Origin of the sequence: Muricoccus nepalensis, assembly GCF_006438825.1 — a bacterium.
Lineage (GTDB): Bacteria > Pseudomonadota > Alphaproteobacteria > Acetobacterales > Acetobacteraceae > Roseomonas > Roseomonas nepalensis.
Genome location: NZ_RCZP01000017.1, coordinates 20,149 through 41,432 on the forward strand (window position 1 = coordinate 20,149; position 21,284 = coordinate 41,432).

A 21,284-nucleotide genomic window follows, 5' to 3' on the forward strand; every position below is an offset into this window, starting at 1 on the left:
TCCTCACGGGCCGGCGGCGGCGGGCTGGGCGGCGCGCGCCATGGCCTCGCGCAGGTGCCCCTCCAGCTCCGCCGCGCGGTGGGCGGCGGTGTGCTCGCCGAGGACGCGGGCGCGGAGGGCGCGCGCCATGGCCTGCCGGTCCGCCTCGGGCGTTCCCCGGAGGACGCGGAGGACGTCCTCCGGCCCGTCCGCGAGGATGATCTCCTCGTCCGGGCGGAGCAGCGTCTCGATCCCGTCCCAGCGGTCGGAGAGGATGGGCACGCCGCAGGCCCCGGCCTCGAAGAGCCGCACGCTCGGGCTGTGGCCGGCGCGGACCATGTCGGCCCGGGTGACGTTCAGGGTGAAGCGGCCGGCGGCGTAGAAGGCGGGGTGGTCGGCGGGCGGGACGTGGTCGATGCGCTCCACGTTCGCGGGCCAGTCGATGCCGTCGGGGTATTGCGGCCCGGCGACGGCGAAGCGGAGCTCCGGCGCGCGGCGGGCGGGCTCCAGCAGCAGGCGCTCCAGCACCGGCTGGCGGTCCGGGCTGTAGGTGCCGAGGTAGCTGAGGTCCCAGCGCCGCGGCACCTCCATCGGGCGATAGGCGTCGGGGTCGACCGAGCAGTAGAGCTGGCGCGCGGCGGGGGAGCCGTAGTCCCGCTCCAGCCGGCCGAGCGTCGGGCCGCCGGTGAAGGAGAGGTAGACGCCGTAGCCGGGGATGAGGGCGGGGGAGAGGTACTCCTCGTCGCCGCGCTCGAGCTTGGCGAGGGTCACGGGGGTGTCGATGTCGTAGAAGGCGGTGGCGCCGCGCGCGACGGACTGCACCAGGCGCCCCACCGCCACGCCCTTCGGCACGTAGGAGCCGACGACCACCGCGTCCGCCCCCGCGATCTCCCCGCGCCAGGCGTCGAGCGCCGCGAGGTCGGGGTAGAGGGCCAGGCGGCAGAAGTCCGGCGCGGGAAGGTCGCGGTGCGCGGCGTACCAGGGCACGTCGCGCTCCAGGAACAGCACCTCGTGGCCGCGGGCGGCGAAGGCGCGGAGCAGGGCGCGGAAGGTCGTCGCGTGGCCGTTGCCCCAGGAGGAGGAGAGGCTGAGGCCGAGGACGACGACGCGGAGCGGCGCGCTCATGCCCGCGCGCCCTGCGCCGCGATCGCCGCGGCCTCGCGCCGGAGCAGCGCGTCAACCTCGGCGCCGCGGCGGGCGTAGGTGTGGCCCTCCAGCACCCGGCGCCTCGCCGCCTCGCCGATCGCCCGGGCGCGCGCGGGGGTGAGCGCGCGGAGATGCTCGGCCACCTCCGCGCCGTCGCGGGCCACGAGCGCCTCCTCGCCGTCGCGCAGGAAGAGGTCGAGGCCGACCCAGGCGTCGGTGATGAGGCAGGCGCCGGCGCCGGCGGCCTCGAAGACGCGGGTCGCCGGCGAGTAGCCGACGCTCGCCATGCTGTCCCGCGCGACGTTCAGCACCGCGAGCGACGAGGTGTTGAAGGCGTTGTGGTCGCGCGTGCCCACATGGCCGATGCGGCGCACGTTGGGCGACATCGGCTTGCCGTCCCAGCCGTTGCCGCCGAGGAGGAAGGAGCGCTCCGGCAGGCGGGCTGCGGCGTCGAGGAAGAAGGCCTCCACCCGCGCCTCGCGGTCCGGCAGGCGGTTGGCGAGGAAGGAGAGGTCGGCGGCGAAGCGCGGATCGGGCGGCACCGGGTGGTGCGTCTCGGGGTCGAGCGCGTTGTAGATGGGGATGCAGCGCCGGGCGCCGAGCGCCTCGTAGGCCGCGACGACCGGCGGGCCGCCGCCATAGGTGAGCACGAAGTCGAGCGAGGGCAGGGCGCGGCGGAGCGCGTGGTCGGGCGCGGGCTGGATCTCGGCCAGCGTCGCCGGCGCGTCCACGTCCCAGAAGATGCGGATCGCCTCCGGCCGCGCGGCCGCCATCACGCCCGCGATCAGCTCGTCGTCGAAGACGCCGACGCCGCTCGCCTTCACCACCACGTCGGCGCGCGCGGCCTCGGCCATGACCGCGCGCAACGCGCCCTCGGTCGCGTCGTAGACGCGCACCTCGGCCCAGGGTGGCGGCTCGATGTCGCGGTGCTGCTGGCGGCCGAAGGCGTCGGGTTCGTAGAAGACGATCGAGTGGCCCCGCGCGGCGAGGTCGCGCAGCATGCCCCGGTAGTAGGTGGCCGCCCCGTTCCAGTAGGAGGAGAGGAGGCTCGACCCGTAGAAGGCGATCCTCATGCGCGAAGGGTCTCGTTCATGCTCAGAACCTTTCCGCCGCCGGGCCAGAGGGCCAGGGCGCTGATGGAGGCCGGCAGGATCTCGAAGCGGTGAATCCCGTCCAGCGTGACGCCGAGGACCGCCGCCAGCACGGCCTTGATGACGTCGCAGTGGCTGACGGCCGCGACGCGGCCGTCCGGGTGGCGCGCCCGCAGCCGCTCGACGCCCGCGAGCGCGCGCGCCTGCGCCTCGGCCATGCTCTCGCCGCCGGGCGGGCGGGCGCTGGCGCGCGCCGCGTTCCAGCGGTCCCAGGCGGGATCGCCGTCGAGATCGGCGAAGTCGCGGCCCGTCCAGTCGCCGAAGTCGATCTCGGCCAGGCCGTCCTCGGTTTCGGTGGAGAGGCCGAGGCGTGCCGCGATGGGGGCCGCGGTTTCCCGGGCGCGCTCGATCGGGCTCGCGTAGACCGCGTCGACCGCCTCGGGCGCGAGGCGCTCCGCGAGGGCGCGCGCCTGCCGGCGGCCCTCCTCGCCGAGGCTCACGCCGGGCATCCGCCCGCAGAGCGTGCTGCCCACCCGCGCGTGGGCGGCGTGGCGCAGGAGGAACAGCGTGGCCGCCACCCCCGTTCAGCCCTCGCCGGCGACGAAGCGCAGCGTGCGGTCCCTGGCCTCGCCGTCGTCGAACTGCTGCGGCGGCGACTTCATGAAGTAGCTCGACGGTCCGGTGAGCGCGCCGCTGATGCGGCGGTCGAGGGCGAGCTTGGCGCAGCGCACGGCGTCGATCACCACGCCGGCCGAGTTGGGGGAGTCCCAAACCTCCAGCTTCAGCTCGACGTTCAGCGGCATGCCGCCGAAGCCGGTGCCCTCCAGCCGGATCTGCGCCCATTTGCGGTCGGTCAGCCAGGGGACGTGGTCGCTGGGGCCGACATGCACGTTCTCGGCCGCGAGGGGGACGTCGAACTGGCTCGTCACCGCCCGCGTCTTGGAGAGCTTCTTCGATTCCAGCCGCTCGCGCTCGAGCATGTTCAGGAAGTCGGCGTTGCCGCCGAAGTTGAGCTGGTAGGTGCGGTCGAGGCGAACGCCGCGCTCGCGGAAGAGGTTGGCGAGGACGCGGTGGACGATGGTGGCGCCGACCTGGCTCTTGATGTCGTCGCCGATGATCGGCAGGCCCCGCGCCTCGAAGCGCCGCCGCCACTCCGGGTCGGAGGCGATGAAGACGGGGATGCAGTTCACGAAGGCGCAGCCCGCCCGCAGCGCCTGCTCGGCGTACCACTCCGTCGCCCGCTGCGATCCCACCGGCAGGTAAGAGACGAGGACGTCGGTGCCGGATTCCTCGAGGATGCCCGCGACGTCGGCGACGGGCGCCGCTGATTCCTCGATCTCGGCGGTGAGGTAGCGGCCGATGCCATCGAGCGTCGGGCCGCGCCGCACCGTGATGCCGGAGGGCGGCACATGCGCAAAGACCTGCGTGTTGTTCGGGGGCGCGAGGATGGCGTCGGACAGGTCCCGCCCGACCTTCGCCGCGTTCACGTCGAAGGCGGCGGAGACGGCGATGTCCCGGACGTGGTACCCGCCGAGGTCCACGTTCATCAGCCCCGGCACCGGCTCGTTCGCCCGCGCCTCCCGGTAGTAGGTCAGGCCCTGCACGAAGGAGGACGCGCAGTTGCCAACGCCGACGATCGCGACGCGCAACGCGCTCACGCCGTCGCCCCGCTCGCGCGCGGCACGGAAGTCATCAAGGGATCGCGTCTCCTCTCCTCGGCGCTCGGCCTCGGATCAACTTAGCTATCACGGAGAGAAGCGATCAACGCCGCGCCGGGATGCGGACGGTTGTGCATTGCTCGATACAAGAAAATGTGATGAGCCATCGAGCCTTCTTCAATGTCCCTCATCCGGTTAAAGGCTTGCGTGCTTCTCCGCGGAACGCGATTCGACGGTGGCACCGATGCCTCGGCGGCGCCGTTCGCTTCGAGGATCGCGGCGGGCCCTTCCGGCCTGGCGAGCGGCAGAGGTTTGGGACGGGAGGGCGTGCGTTTGGCTGAATCGGTCCTGATCACCGGGGGCGCGGGCTTCATCGGGCGCTACGTGTCGCGCGCGTTGCTCGACCGCGGCGACCACGTGCGCGTGCTCGACAGCTTCATCGAGCAGGTCCACGCGGACCGCGGCGCCGACGGCCTCGATTCCGAGGTCGAGGTGGTGAAGGGGGACGTGCGCGACGCCGACGCGGTGAAGCGCGCGCTGCGCGGCGTCGACAAGGTCGTCCACCTCGCGGCCGAGGTCGGCGTCGGGCAGAGCATGTACGCGATCGACCGCTACGTCTCGGTGAACGACGGCGGCACGGCGATGCTCTTCCAGCAGCTCATCGACAACCCCGTGAAGCGCGTCGTCGTCGCCTCCTCCATGAGCGTCTACGGCGAGGGCCTCTACCGCGACGCCGAGGGCGGGCTGGTGGAGGACGCGGTGCGCCAGCCGCGCCTCTCGCCGGACGCCCCCTGGGACCCGGTGGACACGAAGGGCCGCCCGCTGGTGCCGGTGCCGACGCCGGAGTGGAAGCGGACGAACCTCGCCTCCGTCTACGCCATCACGAAGTTCGTGCAGGAGCGCCTGACGCTCACCCTCGCGCCCGCCTACGGGATGGAGGGGGTCGCGCTGCGGCTCTGGAACGTCTACGGCGCGGGCCAGGCGCTCTCGAACCCCTACACGGGCGTGCTCGCGATCTTCGCGGCCCGGTTGCAGAACAACCAGCCGCCGATGATCTTCGAGGACGGGCTGCAGCGCCGCGACTTCGTGCACGTGGAGGACGTGGCGCGCGCCTTCCTCCTCGCGCTCGACCATCCGCGGGCCGCGGGCGGCGTCTACAACATCGCCAGCGGCGTGGACCGCACGGTGCAGGACGTGGCGGCCGACCTCGCGCGCGCCATGGGGCGCACGGGGCTGCTGCCGGAGATCGCGGGCAAGACGCGCGCGGGCGACATCCGCCACAACATCCCCGACATCACCAAGGCGCGGGAGGAGCTGGGCTACGCGACGCGGCACCTCGACTTCACGGCCGACCTTGCGGAGCTCGCGGAATGGGTGGCGCGCCAGCAGTCGCGCGACCGGGTGAGCCAGGCGCGGAACGAGCTGGAGCTGCGGGGGCTCGTCGCGTGACGGACGCGATGCCGAAGGCGCCGGCAATCGCGGGGGCGCGGCCGGTTCTCATCACCGGCGGCGCCGGCTTCATCGGCTCCAACCTCGCGGACCGGCTGGCGGGGGAGGGGCACGACGTCCACGTCTACGACGCCCTGTCGCGGCCGGGGGTCGCGAGCAACCTCGAATGGCTCCGGCGCCGCCATCCGCGCCGCATCTCAGCAACGATCGCCGACGTGCGCGACGCCGCCGGGCTCGCCGCGGCGGCGGGCGAGGCGGAGGCGGTCTTCCATCTCGCGGCGCAGGTCGCGGTGACGACCAGCCTCGTGGACCCGCGCGAGGACTTCGACATCAACCTCGCCGCCAGCTTCAACCTGCTCGACGCGCTGCGGCGCCGCGGCGGGGGCGTGCCGCTCGTCTTTGCGAGCACGAACAAGGTCTATGGCGACCTCGGCGACGTCACGCTGGACCTGCTCGGCGACGCCTATGTCCCGCGCGATCCCGCGGTCCGCGCGCGCGGCGTGGGCGAGGACCGGCCGCTCGACTTCCACACGCCCTACGGCTGCTCCAAGGGGGCGGCGGACCAGTACGTGCTCGACTTCGGCCGCTCCTTCGGGGTGCCGACGGCAGTCCTGCGCATGAGCTGCATCTACGGGCAGCGGCAGATGGGCACCGAGGACCAGGGCTGGGTCGCGCACTTCATCCTCCGCGCGCTCCGCGGCGAGCCGATCAGCATCTACGGCGACGGATGCCAGGTGCGCGACGTGCTCGACGTCGGCGACGCCGTCGAGGCCTATGTCGCCGCCTGGCGGCGCATCGGCGCCGTCTCGGGCCGTGCCTTCAACCTGGGTGGCGGGCCGGCGAACGCGATCAGCCTCCGCCAGCTCCTCGCCCATGTCGGCGACATCACGGGGCGTCCGGTCGAGACCCGCTACGCCGACTGGCGCGCGGGCGACCAGCGCTACTACGTCTCCGACACCGGCCGCGCGTCGCGGGAGCTCGGCCTCGGCCCGGCGCGGCCCTGGCGGGAGGGCGTGGCCGCCCTGGCCGACTGGCTGCGGCAGGAGCGCGCGTCGGGCGGGCGCGTGGCGGCGCCGGCGCCGGAGCAGGCCAGCGCGTGACGCGGCGCGGGGCGGAGGAGCGCGGCGCGCGGCTGCTGATCACGGCCGACGCCGCGGGCGGCGTCTGGACCTACGCCCTCGACCTCGCGGCGGGGCTCGCGGCGCAGGGCGCCACCCCGGTGCTGGCCGTGCTCGGTCCCGCCCCGCGCGGCGACCAACTCGTGCGCGCGGCCGCGATCCCGGGCCTCGAGCTGCTGCCGACCGGCCTGCCGCTGGACTGGCTCGCCGACGGGCCAGCGGAGCTGCGCGCCTCCGGCGAGGCGCTTGCGGCGCTGGCGGAGAGCGCGCGGGTGGACGCCGTGCAGCTGAACAGCCCGGCCCACGCGGCCGGCGTCGCCTTTCCCGTGCCCGTCGTGGCCGTGTCGCATTCCTGCGTCGTCACCTGGTGGGACGCGGTCGTTGGCGGCGCGCTGCCGCCGGAATTCACCTGGCACGCGGAGCTGATGCGGCGCGGCTGCCTCGCCGCCTCGAGGCTCGTGGCGCCCAGCCGCGCCTTCGCCGAGGCCACGGCGCGCCGCTACGCGCTGCCGCGCCGGCCGGTGGTGGTACATAACGGGCGCCGGCCCATGGCCGCGGCGGGCGCGCTGCCGGCCGGGGTCTCGTCGCCCTTCGTGCTCACCGCCGGGCGGCTCTGGGACAAGGGGAAGAACCTGCGCGCGCTCGACCTCGCGGCGGCGCGGCTGGACCTGCCCGTGCTGGCGGCGGGGCCGCTGGAGGGGCCGAACGGGGACCGGGCGGAGCCGCGCAACCTGCGCGCCCTCGGCAGCCTCGGCGAGCCCGCGCTGGCGGCGCTGCTGGCGCAGCGGCCGATCTACGCCTCGCTCGCCCTCTACGAGCCCTTCGGCCTCGCGGTGCTCGAGGCGGCGCAGGCGGGCTGCCCGCTCGTCCTCTCGGACATCCCCACCTTCCGCGAGATCTGGGGCGCCGCCGCCGTCTACGTTCCGGCGCGCGACGAGGCCGCGGCCGCCGCGGCGATCGCGCGCCTCGCGGCCGACCCGGCCGAGCGCGCGCGCCTCGGCGGCGCCGCCCGTCGCCGCGCGGCGCGCTACACGGTGGAGGCCATGGCCGGCGCCATGCTCGACGTCTACCGGCCGCTCCTGCTGCCGGGGAGCGTCGCGGCGTGAGGATCGTCTACCTCACCCACTCGCTCGCCTCCTGCTGGAACCACGGCAACGCGCATTTCCTCCGCGGCGTGCTGCGGGAGCTGGTGCATCGCGGGCACGCGGTGCGCGCGCTGGAGCCGGAGGGCGCCTGGAGCCTCGAGAACCTGCTGCGCGACCACGGCGAGGCCGGGCTCGACGCCTACCGCGCGCACTACCCCGAGCTCCGCTCCGATCGCTTCGCCGGGCTGGAGGAGGTGGAGGCGGCGCTGTCGGGCGCGGACGTGGTCATCGTGCACGAGTGGAACGAGCCCGCGCTGGTCGCGGCCGTCGGCCGCCTGCGCCGGCAGGGGGCACCCTTCACCCTGCTGTTCCACGACACGCATCACCGCGCGGTCAGCGACCCCGGGGCGATCCGCACCTTCGACCTCGACGGCTACGACGCCGTGCTCGCCTTCGGCGCGACCCTCTCCGAGGTGTACCGCCGCTGGGGCTGGGGCGACCGCGTCTTCACCTGGCACGAGGCGGCCGACACGCGGCTCTTCCACCCGCCGGCGGAGGAGGGCGCGCGCGAGGGGCTGGTCTGGATCGGCAACTGGGGCGACGGCGAGCGCACGGCGGAGCTGGAGAGCTTCCTGTTCCGCCCCGCGCAGGAGGCGGCGCTGCCGCTCGACGTCTACGGCGTCCGCTACCCGGAGGAGGCCCGCGCCATGCTTGCGCGGCACGGCGCGCGCTACCGCGGCTGGCTGCCCAACGCGCGGGCGCCCGAGGTCTTCGCGCGCCACCTCGCGACCGTGCACGTCCCGCGCCGCTTCTACGTGGACCTCCTGCCGGGCATCCCGACCATCCGCGTCTTCGAGGCGCTGGCCTGCGGCATCCCCCTCGTCTCGGCGCCCTGGCGGGACGCGGAGGGGCTCTTCCGCCCGGGGCAGGACTACCTGACGGCGCGCGACGGCGCGGAGATGGCGCGCCACCTCGCCGCGCTCCGCGACGACCCGGCGCGGCGGGCGGCGCTGGTGCGCAGCGGCCTCGAGACCATTCGCGCCCGCCACAGCTGCGCGCACCGCGTGGACGAGCTGATGGCGGTCCTCGCCCGGCTGGACGCGGCGCCCGCCCGCCGGCTTGGGCCCACGCATCCGGAAAGGGCGCCCGCGCCATGAGCACCGCCGCGACGCTGTCGCCCGACGAGATCCGCGCCCGCGTGGAGGCGCTCGGCGACTGGTTCCACAACCTCGACCTCGGCGGCGTGCAGACCGCGCCGAACCACTTCCTCTACGACTACCCCGCGAACAAGTTCCGGCACTTCGCCCACGCGATCCCAGCGGACCTCACGGGCATGTCCGTGCTCGACATCGGCTGCAACGCTGGCTTCTACTCCATGGAGATGAAGCGGCGCGGCGCGGCGCGCGTGCTCGGCATCGACAGCGACGACCGCTACCTCGCCCAGGCGCGGCTCGCGGCCGAGGTGACGGGGCTGGAGGCGGAGTTCCGCAACCTCTCGGTCTACGACGTGGGCGCGCTGGGCGAGCGCTTCGACCTCGTGATCTTCATGGGCGTGCTCTACCACCTCCGCCACCCGCTGCTCGCGCTCGACCTCATCCACGAGCACGTCGCCGGCGACCTGCTGCTGTTCCAGTCGATGCAGCGCGGCGCGAAGGAGGCGATGGCGCCGGCGCCGGACTACCCCTTCGCGGAGACGGCGGTCTTCGACGCGCCCGGCTGGCCGAAGCTGCACTTCGTCGAGCGGCGCTACTGCAACGACCCGTCCAACTGGTGGGTGCCGAACGCCGCGGCCTCGGAGGCGATGCTCCGCTCGGCCGGCTTCGCGATCCTCGAGCATCCCGAGGAGGAGGTCTATCTTTGCCGGCGCGCGGAAGCCCCCTGGGGCGCCGGCGCCGTCTATCCCGCGCCCGGGCCGGAGAAAGAGGAGAGCCGCGCGTGATCGAGGCCGCGATGATCTGGAACGAGCCGAACAACAAGTCCCACTGGGACCCCGAGCTCGATCCCGGCTGGGCGATCTTCGCCGAGACCGCGCGCCTCGCCGGCCGCGCCATCCGCGAGGCGAATCCCGGCCTGCCGCGCGTCCTCGGCGGCATCTCGCCGATCGATCCCGCCTTCATCCTGAACATGGCCGAGCGCGGGGCGATGGAGGAGATCGACGTCGTCGCCGTACACGGCTTCCCGCTCGACTGGAACCTCTGGAAGATCGACGAGTGGCCGGCCAAGATCAACGAGATCCGGGCGGTGACGAGCAAGCCGGTCTGGGTCAGCGAGGTCGGCATCTCCACCTTCGGCGCGGAGGAGGTGCAGGTCTGGGGGCTGAACCGCACGGCGGAGCTGCTGATCGGCAAGGCGCCGCGGATCCACTGGTACTCGCTCTATGACCTGCCGCAGGCCTGGGGCGCCACCACGCGGCACCGCGAGGCCGAGGGCTCCTCCTACTACCGCCACTTCTACATGGGCCTGCTGCGCGAGGACGGGTCGCCCAAGCCCGCGATCGACCACTTCGCCCAGCACGCCCCCCAGATGGGCCTATGCCAGTGGTTCCACTTCGAGGACCACCGGCTGGACGACGCGGTGGCCTGGATGAGGCGGCTGGGCGTGCGTCACCTGCGCACCGGCCTCTCCTGGGCCGACAGCTTCCGCCCGAACGCGCTCGACTGGTTCGACCGCCAGATGGAGGCGCTGGCGGAGTTCGACGTGACCGTCACCTTCTGCTTCACGCCCGAGCACCGCGGTCTCGCGCCGCACCACAGCAGCCCGCCGCAGGTGCCGGCCGAGTTCGCGGAGTTCTGCGGGTCGATGGTGCACCGCTACGCCCCCGCCCGCGCGACGGTGGCGGCGTGAGCGGGCGACCCTCTTGACCCTTCCGATGCGCGCCGCCGTCCTCGAGGCGCCCGGCCAGGTCTCCGTTCGGGAGGTCCCCCGGCCCGAGCCCGGCCCCGGGCAGGTGCGGCTGCGACTGGAGGGCTGCGGCGTCTGCGCCTCCAATCTCACGCCCTGGTCGGGCCCCGACTGGATGCGCTTTCCGACCGAGCCCGGCGACCTCGGCCACGAGGCCTGGGGCGTGGTGGACGCGGTGGGGGAGGGGGTGGAGAGCCCGCGCGTGGGCGAGCGCGTGGCCGCGCTCACCTACCGCGGCTACGCGGAGTACGACCTCGCCGAGGCCGCCAACACCGTGTCGCTGCCGAGGTCCCTCGACGGGCAGCCCTTCCCGGGCGAGCCGCTGGGCTGCGCGATGAACATCTTCCGCCGCAGCGGCATCGCGGCGGGAGACACGGTCGCCATCATCGGCATCGGCTTCCTCGGCGCCATCCTGACGCGGCTGGCGACCGACGCCGGCGCGCGGGTCATCGCCGTCTCCCGCCGCCCCTTCTCGCTCGACCTCGCGCGCCGCATGGGCGCGGCGGAGACGGTGCCGATGGAGGACCACCACGCCATCATCGCGCGCGTGAAGGAGCTGACGGGCGGCCGCTTCTGCGACGTCGTCGTCGAGGCCGTGGGCAAGCAGTGGCCGCTCGACCTCGCGGGGGAGCTGACGCGGGGGCGGGGGCGCCTGGTCGTGGCCGGCTACCACCAGGACGGGCCGCGCACGGTGAACATGTGGCTCTGGAACTGGCGCGGCATCGACGTGATCAACGCGCACGAGCGCGATCCCAAGGTTTACATGCAGGGCATCCGCGAGGCGGTGGAGGCCGTCGCCGCCGGCCGCCTCGATCCTGCGCCGCTCTTCACGCACGGCTACCCGCTGGAGGCGCTGGGGGAGGCGCTCGACGCCACGCGGGACCGGCCGGACGGCTTCCTGAAGGCCCTGGTGCGCTTCCCGTGAGCCGCCCGCGCCTGGGCTTCCTCGGCACCGGCTGGATCGGGCGCCACCGCCTGGCCGCGATCCTCGCCGAGGGGCGCGCGGAGGCCGTCGGCATCGCTGATCCCTCGCCCGAGATGGCGGCCGAGGCCGCGCGGCTCGCGCCCGGCGCGCGGGTGGTGGGCGGGCTGGAGGAGCTCCTTGCCCTGCGCCCGGACGGCATCGTGATCGCGACGCCGAGCGCGCTGCACGCCGCCCAGTCCATCCGGGCGCTCGAGGCGGGCGCCGCCGTTTTCTGTCAGAAGCCGCTCGGCCGCACCGCGGCGGAGTCGGGGGCGGTGGTGGAGGCCGCGCGGCGCGCCGGCCGCCTCCTCGCGGTGGACCTCTCCTACCGCCACACGGAGGCGATGCAGCGCATCCGGGAGGTGGTGCGGGAGGGCGGGCTCGGCCGGCCCTACGCGGTGGACCTGACCTTCCACAACGCCTACGGCCCCGACAAGCCGTGGTTCCGCGACCCCGCGCTCTCGGGCGGCGGCTGCGTGATGGACCTCGGCGTGCACCTCGTGGACCTCGCCCTCTGGGTCCTCGGCTTTCCCGCGGTCACGGGGGTCACCAGCGCCCTTTTCGCCGCCGGCGAGCCGCTGGGCGGGCGGACGGACCGGGTGGAGGACTACGCCGCCGCGACGCTCACCCTTGAGACCGGCGCGGTGGTGCGCCTCGCCTGCTCCTGGAACCTCCACGCCGGGCGGGACGCGGTGATCGCCGCCGAGTTCCAGGGCACGGCCGGGGGTGCCGCGCTGCGCAACGAGGCGGGCTCCTTCTACGACTTCACCGCGGAGCGCTTCCAGGGCACCGCGCGCGAGACCCTGGCCGCGCCGCCGGACGACTGGGGCGGCCGCGCCGCCGCGGCCTGGGCGGCGCGCCTGGCGGATGGCGAGGGCTTCGACCCCGCGGCCGGGGAGCTGGTGGCGGTGGCCGGGGTGCTGGACCGGATCTACGGCCGCTAGGCTCCCCCGGATCCCCCGCCGGGGCCGCGCGCCATGGACTCGATCCGCCGGGCGACGGCCGCGAGCCGGGGGCCGATCTCCTCCAGCACCCGCTCGCGCCCGAGCATGAAGGCCGGCGCCCCGCAGTTCAGTGCCACGATTTCCCCCCCGGGCAGCGACAGGGCGGCGCCGGCCGCGTGCACCGTCGGGTTCCAGTCGCCGAGCGAGGCGGTGAAGCCCAGCCGCTCCTGCATCGCCACGGCCTCCCGCAGGCCGTCCCGGATCACCGGCCACTCGGCGGGCTGGCGGGCCGCGATCTCGAGGTCGATCGCCGCGCGCTCCTCCTCCGGCGCACGGGCGTAGTAGGCGCGACCCATGGCGGTGAGCGCGAGCGGCAGGCGGGACCCGATGTCGAGCTGCAGGGCGACGGCGGTGCGGGGGGAGACGTGCTCGACGTAGAGCATCGCCAGCCCGTCGCGCTTGCCGAGCGAGGTGGAGGCGTTCGTCTCCTCCGACAGCGCCCGCATGAGCGGCGCCGCGACGCGCCGGATGCTCATGTTGGCGAGGGCGAGCTGTCCCAGCGGCACGGCGCCGAGGCCGAGCTGGTACTTCGCGAAGCGCGGCAGGTAGGTGAGGTAGCCCAGCCGGGTGAGGGTGTGGGTGAGGCGCGAGACGGTGGCCCGCGGCAGGCCCGTCCGCTCCGCCAGCTCCTGGTTGCCCAGCATCGGGTCCTCGGCCCGGAAGGCGTGGAGGATGTCGAAGCCGCGGGCGATGGCGGCGACGAACTGCCGGTCCCCCGCCGCGTTATCCTCCCCAGGGCCTGCCCCGCCCGCCGCCACCGCGCGCTTGCGCATCCGCCGCACCCTCCGCGCTTGACCGCGCCCCTCGCCCTCCGATACCAAGAGGGTAACGGCAGAACATATTTCCGCAATGCGGAATATGCGACAAGACCGGCAAGGAGAGAACGAGCATGCGGCCTGCGAGGGCAGCCCTGGCAAAACGCGCGGGACGACATGGCTGAGCCGGCGCCCGGCGCCGCGCCCCGGCCCTGGCTCGCCGCCTATCCGCCGGGCTGCCGCTGGGACGCACCGATTGCCGTGACCACCCTCGGCGAGCTGCTGGACCGCGCCGTGGCCCGCTGGGCGGACCGCCCGGCGCTGGAGTACCGCGGCCGCCGGGTGAGCTACCGCGACCTCGGCCTTGCCGTGGACCGGCTCGCGGGGGGGCTGCGGCGCCTCGGCGTCGCGCCGGGCCTGCCCGTTGGGCTCCTGCTGCCGAACACGCCCTGGCACCCCGTCTGCTTCCTGGCGCTCGCCAAGCTGGGCGCGCGGGTGGTGCATCTCAGCCCGCTCGACGCCCGCCGCGTGCTGCACCACAAGCTGTCGGACAGCGGCGCCCGCCTGGTCGTCACCACCGACCTGCCGGGGCTGCTGCCGACCGCGCTCGACCTCGTCGAGGCCGGGGTCGCGGACCGCGTTCTGCTCGGCGAGGACGCGGCCTGGGGCGGGGAGGCGGGGGAGGCGGACCCGCGCGCAACGTCCCTCTCGTCCCTGGAAGCGGAGCCGCCGGCGGAATGGCCCTCTGTCTCGCCGTCGGACGTCGCCCTGCTGCAGTACACCGGCGGCACCACGGGCCTGCCCAAGGCCGCCATGCTCACCCACGCCAACCTGACGGCGACCGTGGACATCTACCGCCACTGGCAGGACGGCAGCGTGCTGGCGGAGGGCGAGCAGCGCGTGATGGGCGTGCTGCCGCTGTTCCACATCTACGCGCTGTCGAGCGTGCTGCTCCGCCACCTCGCCTGCGGCAACGAGATCCTGCTCCGCCCGCGCTTCGACGCCGGGACGGCGCTGCACGACATCGAGGCGCGGCGCGTGACGATCATGCCGGGCGTGCCGACCATGTGGATCGCCCTGCTCAAGCACCCGGACGCGCCGCGCACGGACGTCTCCTCGCTCCGGGCCTGCATCTCGGGCGGCGCCCCGCTGCCCTTTGAGGTCGGCGCGAAGGTCGAGGCGCTGCTCGGCCAGCGCCTGCACATCGGCTGGGGCATGACCGAGACCTCGCCAGCCGGCACGCGCGTGCCCATGGCCGCCCGGCTGCGGCCGGGCATCATCGGCGTGCCGCTGCCGGGCGTGGACCTGCGCGTCGTGGCGCTGGACGATCCCTCCCGCGCGCTGGCGCCCGGGGAGGCCGGGGAGATCGCGATCCGTGGCCCCAACGTTTTCGCCGGCTACCTCAACCAGCCCGCCGAGACCGCGGCGGCCTTCCGCGACGGCTGGTTCCTCACCGGCGACATCGGCCGGATGGAGGCGGACGGCACCTTCTTCCTCATGGACCGCCGGAAGAACATGATCATCTCCGGCGGGTTCAACGTGTACCCGGCGGCGATTGAGGGCGCGATCTACGAGCACCCCGACGTGAACGAGGTGGTGGTGATCGGCATCCCCGACGCCTATCGCGGCCAGTCCGCCAAGGCCTTCGTGACGCTGCGCGACGGCGCGCCGCCGCTCACGCTCGACGTGCTGAAGAGTTTTCTCCGCGACCGCCTCGGCCGCCACGAGATGCCGGCTGCCCTCGAGCTGCGCAACGAACTTCCCCGCTCCCCCGCCGGCAAGCTGCTGGCCAGCGCCCTGGTCGCCGAGGAAATGGCCCGGAGCGTCCCCACCCAGGAAAGTCCCCCCGCATGACCGACGCCGTCATCGTCTCCACCGCCCGCACCCCGATCGGGCGCGCCCATCGGGGCGCGCTGAACGCCACCCACGGCGCCGACATGGCCGCCCACGCGATCGGCGCGGCCCTTTCCCGCGCGAAGCTGGAGCCGGAGGCGGTGGAGGAGGTCATCATGGGCTGCGGCTACCCGGAGGGCGCGACGGGCGGCAACGTCGCGCGCCACGGGGCGCTGCGGGCCGGCATCCCCGTCACCTCGGCCGGCGTCACCGTCAGCCGCTTCTGCGCCTCCGGGCTGGAGGCGATCGGCGCCGCGGCCAAGCGCATCCTCGTCGACAAGGTGCCCGTCGCCATCGCCGGCGGCGTGGAATCGATCTCGCTCGTGCAGCCGACCGTCAACCGCAACCACTACCGCAACGCCTGGCTGGAGGCGAACAAGCCCTCCATCTACGACGCGATGATCGACACGGCGGACCTCGTCGCCGAGCGCTACGGCGTCTCCCGCCAGGCGCAAGACGAGTTCGCGCTGGAGAGCCAGCGCCGCACCGCCAGCGCCCAGCAGGCTCGCCGCTTCGACGACGAGATCGTGCCGATCACCGCCACCATGAACGTGACGGACAAGGCGACCGGCGAGGTGCGGCAGCAGGAGGTCACCCTCGACAAGGACGAGGGCAACCGCCCCGACACCTCGATCGAGGGCCTGTCCAAGCTGAAGCCGGTGAAGGAGGGCAAGTACGTCACCGCGGGGAACGCGAGCCAGCTTTCGGATGGCGCCAGCGCCAGCGTGCTGATGTCCTCCGACGAGGCGGCGCGGCGCGGGCTCCAGCCGCTCGGCATCTTCCGCGGCCTCGCCGTCGCGGGCTGCGAGCCCGAGGAGATGGGCATCGGCCCCGTCTTCGCCGTGCCCCGCCTGCTGTCCCGCCACGGGCTGAAGGTCGAGGACATCGGGCTGTGGGAGCTGAACGAGGCCTTCGCCTCCCAGTCGATCTACTGCCGCGACAAGCTCGGGATCGACCCGGAACTGGTCAACGTGAACGGCGGCGCCATCTCCATCGGGCATCCCTTCGGCATGAGCGGCGCGCGGCTGGTCGGCCACGCGCTCATCGAGGGCCGCCGCCGCGGCGTGCGCTACGCCGTCGTCACGATGTGCGTCGCCGGCGGCCAGGGCGCGGCCGGGCTGATCGAGATCGCGTAAGGAGCAAGCACCATGGACCTGCGCTTCACGCCCGAGGAGATCGCCTTCCGCGACGACCTCCGCCGCACCTTCCGCGAGAAGGTTCCCGCCGAGATCCGCCGCAAGGTGGCCGAGGGCCGGCATCTCGACCGCGACGACATCGTCACCTCCCACCGCGCCCTCAACGCGGTGGGGCTGGCGACGCCCAACTGGCCGCTGGCCTGGGGCGGCAAGGACTGGACCCCCGTCCAGCGCTACATCTACACCGAGGAGATGCAGCGCGCCGCCGTGCCGCTGCCGCTGCAGTTCAACGTCTTCATGGTCGGCCCCGTCATCGCGGCCTTCGGCAACGAGGAGCAGAAGCGCAAGTTCCTGCCGGCCACCGCCAACCTCGACATCTGGTGGTGCCAGGGCTTCTCGGAGCCGGGCGCGGGCTCGGACCTCGCCTCGCTGCGCACCTCCGCCGAGAAGCGGGACGGCAAGTACGTCGTCTCCGGCCAGAAGGCCTGGACGACGCTCGGCCAGCACGCGGACTGGATCTTCTGCCTCGTCCGCACGGACAAGGAGGCCAAGAAGCAGCGCGGCATCTCCTTCCTGCTGATCGACATGAAGTCGCCGGGCATCACGGTGCGGCCCGTCATCACCATCGACGGCGCGCACGAGGTGAACGAGGTCTTCTTCGACGAGGTGGAGGTGCCCGCCGAGAACCTTGTCGGCGAGGAGAACAAGGGCTGGGACTACGCGAAGTTCCTGCTGGCCAACGAGCGCACGGGCATCGCGCGCATCGGGCTCTCCAAGCAGCGCCTGGCGCGTGCCAAGCGCCTCGCGCGGGAGACCGAGGCGGGCGGCGCGACGCTGTGGGACGACACCGACTTCCGCCGCCGCGTGGCCGAGGTCGAGGTCGGGCTGAAGGCGCTCGAGATCACGCAGATGCGGGTCGTCGCCAACCAGCGCCACCGCGACGCCGACAAGCCCGACCCCGCCTCCTCGATCCTCAAGATCAAGGGCTCGGAGCTGCAGCAGGCGACGACGGAGCTGCTGCTGGAGGTCGCCGGCCCCTACGCCATGCCCGCGCCCGAGCACGACCGGCCGGAGGGCTGGAACGAGCCCGCGGTCTCGCCGGACTGGGCCGACGCCGCGGCGCCGCTCTACTTCAACTACCGCAAGGTCTCGATCTACGGCGGCTCGAACGAGATCCAGCGAAACATCATCGCCAAGGCCTTCCTGGGTCTCTGAAGCCTGGGTCTCTAGAGGGAAACGCGCGTGGACTTCGACCTGACGGAGGAGCAGCGGCTCCTCAAGGAAAGCATCGACCGCTTCGCGGCGGACAACGCGCGCGACCCCGCGCAGCACGGCGCCGCCGGCGACGGCGCCGCGCTCTGGGGAGGCTTCGCGGAGCTCGGCCTGCTGGCGCTGCCCTTCTCCGAGGAGGATGGCGGCATCGGCGGCGGCCCCGTCGAGACGATGATCGTCATGGAGGCGATCGGGCGCGCGCTCATCACCGCGCCCTATCTCTCCACGGTAGTCCTCGGCGGCGGCTTCCTGCGGCTGGGCGGGACGGAGGCGCAGCGCGCGGAGTTCATCCCGGGGATCGCCGAGGGCTCGCTGAAGGTCGCCTTCGCGCAGCTCGAGCGGCAGTCCCGCTACGACCTCCACGACGTCTCCACCACCGCGCGCCGGGACGGCGGCGACTACGTGCTCGACGGCCGCAAGGGCGTCGTGCTGGGCGGCGACGAGGCGGGGCTCCTCGTCGTCACCGCGCGCACCGCCGGCGGCCGGCGCGACCACGAGGGCGTCACGCTCTTCCTGGTGGACGCGAACGCGGAGGGCGTCTCCCGCCGCGGCATGCCCGCGCAGGACGGGACCCGCGTCGCCGAGATCGCGCTCGACGGCGTGCGCGTGCCGGCAGAGCGCGTGCTCGGCGAGGTCGATGGTGGCCTCCCGCTCGCCGGCCGCGTGGTGGACGTCGCGCTCGCGGCCGTCTGCGCGGACAGCCTCGGCGCCATGGAGGAGCTGCACCGCGTCACCGTCGACTACCTCAAGCAGCGCCAGCAGTTCGGCGTGCCCATCGCCTCCTTCCAGGCGCTCCAGCACCGCGCGGCGGACATGCTGGTGGCGGTGGAGCAGGCGCGCTCCATGGCGCTCTACGCCGCGATGATGGCGGAGGAGCCCGACGTCCGGGAGCGCCGGCCCGCCATCGCCGCGGCCAAGGCCCAGGTGAACCGCTCCTCGCGCCTGGTGGGGCAGGAGGCGGTGCAGCTCCACGGCGGCATCGCCGTGACCTGGGAGTACAAGGCCGGGCACTACTTCAAGCGCCTGACGATGGCCGAATCCCTCTTCGGCGACACCGACCACCACCTGCGCGAGGTCGCCGAGGCCGGCGGCCTGGTCGAAGAGATCTGAGCAGGCCCCTGCGGCGACGAAGGAACCATCCATGACCATTCACGCCATGGGGCGCCGCGGCGCCCTCGGGCTCGGCGCGGGCCTCGCCGCGCTGTCTCGCCCGGGCCTGATCGCGCCGGCCCAGGCGCAGGGCCGCTTCCCCGACCGGCCGGTCCGCCTCATCGTGCCCTGGGGGCCGGGCGGCTCGACCGACATCCTCATGCGCGCCCTCGCCGACGCGGCCTCGCGACGCCTGGGCCAGCCCGTGGTGGTGGAGAACCGCGCGGGCGCCGGCGGCATCCTCGGCGCGCAGTTCCTCGCGGGGAACACGCGGCCGGATGGCTACACGCTGTCGCAGATCCCGATCTCGGTGTTCCGCTACCCGCAGATGGTGCCGCGCGCGCCCTTCGACCCGATGAAGGACTTCACCTACATCGCCCAGATCACCGGCTACCTCTTCGGGGTGGTGGTGAAGGCGGACGCGCCCTGGGGGAGCTTCCGGGAGCTTCTCGCCTACGCGAAGGCGAACCCGGGCAAGATCAACTACGGCACGCCGGGCTCGGGCACCTCGCTGCACATCACCATGGAGCAGGTGGCGGCGAAGGAGGGGATCGAGTGGGTGCAGGTGCCCTATCGCGGCGCCGCCGAGAACCTGCAGTCCACCCTCTCCGGCAACACCCAGGTCTCCGCGGAGACGAGCGGCTGGTCCGAGCTCGTCGCGGCCGGGCAGCTCCGCCTTCTCTGCACCTGGGGGCCGGAGCGCGCGAAGCGCTTCCCCGACGCGCCGACGCTAAAGGAGCTCGGCATCGACATCGTCTCCACCTCCCCCTACGGCATCGGAGGCCCGGCGGGCATGGACCCCGCGGTGGTGCGCGTGCTGGAGGAGGCCTTCCGCGAGGCCGCGCAGGACCCCGCGCACGTCGCGGTGCTCGAGCGCTACGACATGGCGCCCGCCTTCCTCGGCAGCGCCGACTACGCCGCGGCGGCGAAGGCGCAGTACGAGGAGGACGGGGTGATGATCCGGCGCCTCGGCCTCAAGGCCGGCTAGGCGCCCCCGCCGAGCGCCCGCTCCAGCACCGGGGCGGCCTCGGCCTCCTCGCCGGCCCAGGCGACGAACTGGTCGGGGCGCACGAGCACGTTCGGCGCGCCGTAGCCCCGCTGCGCCTCCTCGCCGATCGGGATCACGTCGAGCGGCACGCCCCGCCGCTCCGCCGCCGCGCGGAAGGCGGAGGCCGCCGCGCCGTCGGGCGCGGTGGAGAGGAGCGCGAAGCCGAGGCCGAGCGCCTCGTAGACGTCGCGCCCGTTTGCGGCGGGCTGGGGCGCGAGGTGATGGCCCGGCCGGGCCTCCAGCCGGTGCGATCCCACCGCGCCCGGGCACCCCGCGGGGCCGCAGACGATGGGCGACCCCTCGTAGTTCGGCTCGAAGGAGGCGACCTCGGAGGCCGCGCCGGAGCTGCGCGCGGCCCAGCCCGCCTCGAAGGCCGCGCGGTCGCGCGCGGGGTCGTGGGCGGCGAGGAAGTCGCGGTCGACGTGGATGGAGCGCTCGATGAAGTCCCCGGCGGTCGAGGCGAAGACCGGCCGCCGCTCCGCGTCGTAGGAATCGAGCAGCCCCTCGGGCGCCCATCCCCCGAGGGTCGCGGCGAGCTTCCAACCGAGGTTCACCGCGTCCTCCAGCCCCGTGTTGATGCCGTAGCCGCCGTAGGGCGGGTGGCTGTGCGCGGCGTCGCCGGCCACGAAGAGGCGGCCCTGGCGGTAGGTGTCGGCGATGGCGAAGCGCAGGTCCCAGAAGCCGATATGCTCGAAGGCGACGTCGAACGAGGCGCCGGCCGCGCGGTGCAGCAGCGCCGTGAAGTCTGTGTTGTCCTTCGTCGTGCCCATCGGCACCGGCGCGTGGAAGAACCAGGTGGTGCCGAGGTCCACGCGCCCGAAGAACTGCCAGTAGCCCGCGAGGTCCGGGTGCAGCACGTTGTAGAAGGACTTGCCGGGGTAGCGCTTGAGCAGCTCGTGCAGCCCCTCGGAGCGGAACACGAGCAGGACCATCAGCCGGTCGTGGTCCGAGCGGGTCTGGGGGATGCCGGCGGCCTCGCGCACGGTGGACTTGCTGCCGTCGCAGCCGACCGCGTAGGCGGCGCGAAGCCGGCGGCGGCCCTCGCCCTTGCGCTCGGCGACGGTGACGGTCACGCCCTCCGCGTCCTGCGCCACGCCCTCGGCCGTCCAGCCGTAGAGGGTGGTGATCTCCGGCAATTCGGCCGCGCGGGCGCGCAGCACGGCCTCGGTCGCGTATTGCGGCAGGCGCTCGTTGCCCGTGAAGTAGAAGGGGCGGACCAGCTCGCGCTGCAGCCAGTCGTGCTGGTACTCGCCGAGCAGGGTGCCGTAGGCGGTCAGCCCGCCCATGCCGTACTCGGCGGGGATGGTGCGCGCGGCCCGCAGCGCGGCCTCGGCGCCCCAGAAGTGGAAGTGCTCCATCGTCCGCTGCGTCAGGTTCTGGCCCTTCGGGATGGGCTGGGGCGTCGCGTAGCGCTCGACGAGGATGGAGCGGACGCCGCGGAGCGCGAGCTCGATCGCGAGCCCCGTGCCCACCGGCCCCCCGCCCACGATGACGACCTGCGTGCTGTCCCGCTCTTCCGGCATGGCGCTCCCCGTGCTTCCATCGTTCTCTCAGGCAGAAATTTCCACAGGCTCCCGGTCCTCGTCAAGATGATAAGACGACTGACGAGTTGCGCCAAAGCCACTCTTCCGTCGGG

Annotated in this window: 19 protein-coding genes; 13 read left to right on the forward strand and 6 right to left on the reverse strand. The window is 73.7% G+C overall.

Going from position 1 to position 21,284, the window contains the following annotated elements:
* Positions 1-3: 3 nt before the first annotated feature.
* From EAH89_RS16680 to EAH89_RS16695, 4 genes are read right to left on the reverse strand one after another with little or no spacing between them, the layout of a single operon-like run.
* Complete coding sequence (locus EAH89_RS16680; RefSeq protein ID WP_140884852.1) at positions 4-1,104, reverse strand: CgeB family protein; 1,101 nt, start codon at positions 1,102-1,104, stop codon at positions 4-6.
* Entirely contained in the window at positions 1,101-2,198 is a 1,098-nt protein-coding gene (locus EAH89_RS16685) for a CgeB family protein (protein WP_140884853.1), read from the reverse strand. The genes EAH89_RS16680 and EAH89_RS16685 overlap by 4 nt, the downstream gene beginning before the upstream one ends.
* Positions 2,195-2,794 (reverse strand): histidine phosphatase family protein, encoded by a 600-nt coding sequence (locus tag EAH89_RS16690; RefSeq protein ID WP_140884854.1) that lies wholly within the window; start codon positions 2,792-2,794, stop codon positions 2,195-2,197. The genes EAH89_RS16685 and EAH89_RS16690 overlap by 4 nt, the downstream gene beginning before the upstream one ends.
* Before the next feature lie 6 nt (positions 2,795-2,800).
* A complete protein-coding gene (locus EAH89_RS16695; RefSeq protein WP_140884855.1) occupies positions 2,801-3,874 on the reverse strand; it encodes an inositol-3-phosphate synthase in 1,074 nt (357 codons plus the stop codon).
* Positions 3,875-4,201: 327 nt separating this feature from the next.
* Between EAH89_RS16695 and EAH89_RS16700 the strand changes: the two genes are divergently transcribed.
* From EAH89_RS16700 to EAH89_RS16735, 8 genes are read left to right on the forward strand one after another with little or no spacing between them, the layout of a single operon-like run.
* Positions 4,202-5,323, forward strand: a complete 1,122-nt coding sequence (locus EAH89_RS16700) for an NAD-dependent epimerase/dehydratase family protein (RefSeq protein WP_241667059.1) — start codon at positions 4,202-4,204, stop codon at positions 5,321-5,323.
* Positions 5,320-6,423 carry an NAD-dependent epimerase/dehydratase family protein gene (locus EAH89_RS16705; RefSeq protein WP_241667060.1) on the forward strand — a complete coding sequence of 368 codons (1,104 nt, stop codon included), beginning with the start codon at positions 5,320-5,322 and terminating at the stop codon, positions 6,421-6,423. The genes EAH89_RS16700 and EAH89_RS16705 overlap by 4 nt, the downstream gene beginning before the upstream one ends.
* The gene (locus EAH89_RS16710) at positions 6,420-7,547 is read left to right on the forward strand and encodes a glycosyltransferase (protein WP_241667061.1); all 1,128 of its coding nucleotides are present in this window, start codon (positions 6,420-6,422) and stop codon (positions 7,545-7,547) included. The genes EAH89_RS16705 and EAH89_RS16710 overlap by 4 nt, the downstream gene beginning before the upstream one ends.
* Complete coding sequence (locus EAH89_RS16715) at positions 7,544-8,683, forward strand: CgeB family protein (protein ID WP_140884857.1); 1,140 nt, start codon at positions 7,544-7,546, stop codon at positions 8,681-8,683. The genes EAH89_RS16710 and EAH89_RS16715 overlap by 4 nt, the downstream gene beginning before the upstream one ends.
* Positions 8,680-9,465, forward strand: coding sequence for a TIGR04290 family methyltransferase (locus EAH89_RS16720; RefSeq protein WP_140884858.1), 786 nt, complete (start codon positions 8,680-8,682; stop codon positions 9,463-9,465). The genes EAH89_RS16715 and EAH89_RS16720 overlap by 4 nt, the downstream gene beginning before the upstream one ends.
* A complete protein-coding gene (locus EAH89_RS16725; protein WP_140884859.1) occupies positions 9,462-10,370 on the forward strand; it encodes a glycoside hydrolase 5 family protein in 909 nt (302 codons plus the stop codon). The genes EAH89_RS16720 and EAH89_RS16725 overlap by 4 nt, the downstream gene beginning before the upstream one ends.
* Before the next feature lie 13 nt (positions 10,371-10,383).
* Positions 10,384-11,352: an MDR/zinc-dependent alcohol dehydrogenase-like family protein gene (locus tag EAH89_RS16730; RefSeq protein ID WP_241667062.1), complete on the forward strand. Its 969-nt coding sequence runs from the start codon at positions 10,384-10,386 to the stop codon at positions 11,350-11,352.
* Positions 11,349-12,335 (forward strand): Gfo/Idh/MocA family protein, encoded by a 987-nt coding sequence (locus tag EAH89_RS16735; protein WP_140884860.1) that lies wholly within the window; start codon positions 11,349-11,351, stop codon positions 12,333-12,335. Before EAH89_RS16730 ends, EAH89_RS16735 begins: the two co-directional genes overlap by 4 nt.
* Here the strand turns inward: EAH89_RS16735 and EAH89_RS16740 are convergent.
* Positions 12,332-13,168: an IclR family transcriptional regulator gene (locus tag EAH89_RS16740; protein WP_140884861.1), complete on the reverse strand. Its 837-nt coding sequence runs from the start codon at positions 13,166-13,168 to the stop codon at positions 12,332-12,334. The two genes, EAH89_RS16735 and EAH89_RS16740, sit on opposite strands and share 4 nt — an antisense overlap.
* Positions 13,169-13,327: 159 nt before the next feature.
* Between EAH89_RS16740 and EAH89_RS16745 the strand changes: the two genes are divergently transcribed.
* Genes EAH89_RS16745 through EAH89_RS16765 form a run of 5 tightly spaced genes read left to right on the forward strand, consistent with a single transcriptional unit; the run spans position 13,328 to position 19,588 of the window.
* On the forward strand, positions 13,328-15,004 hold the full coding sequence (locus EAH89_RS16745; protein WP_140884862.1) for an AMP-binding protein: 1,677 nt from the start codon (positions 13,328-13,330) through the stop codon (positions 15,002-15,004).
* Positions 15,001-16,179: an acetyl-CoA C-acyltransferase gene (locus EAH89_RS16750; protein WP_140884863.1), complete on the forward strand. Its 1,179-nt coding sequence runs from the start codon at positions 15,001-15,003 to the stop codon at positions 16,177-16,179. The genes EAH89_RS16745 and EAH89_RS16750 overlap by 4 nt, the downstream gene beginning before the upstream one ends.
* A gap of 12 nt (positions 16,180-16,191) precedes the next feature.
* Positions 16,192-17,394, forward strand: coding sequence for an acyl-CoA dehydrogenase family protein (locus tag EAH89_RS16755; RefSeq protein WP_140884864.1), 1,203 nt, complete (start codon positions 16,192-16,194; stop codon positions 17,392-17,394).
* A 27-nt stretch (positions 17,395-17,421) separates the two neighbouring features.
* Entirely contained in the window at positions 17,422-18,561 is a 1,140-nt protein-coding gene (locus EAH89_RS16760; RefSeq protein ID WP_140884865.1) for an acyl-CoA dehydrogenase family protein, read from the forward strand.
* A gap of 31 nt (positions 18,562-18,592) precedes the next feature.
* Positions 18,593-19,588, forward strand: a complete 996-nt coding sequence (locus tag EAH89_RS16765) for a tripartite tricarboxylate transporter substrate binding protein (RefSeq protein ID WP_140884866.1) — start codon at positions 18,593-18,595, stop codon at positions 19,586-19,588.
* Here EAH89_RS16765 and EAH89_RS16770 read toward each other — a convergent pair.
* A complete protein-coding gene (locus EAH89_RS16770; RefSeq protein ID WP_140884867.1) occupies positions 19,585-21,171 on the reverse strand; it encodes an FAD-dependent monooxygenase in 1,587 nt (528 codons plus the stop codon). The two genes, EAH89_RS16765 and EAH89_RS16770, sit on opposite strands and share 4 nt — an antisense overlap.
* Between the last annotated feature and the right edge of the window lie 113 nt (positions 21,172-21,284).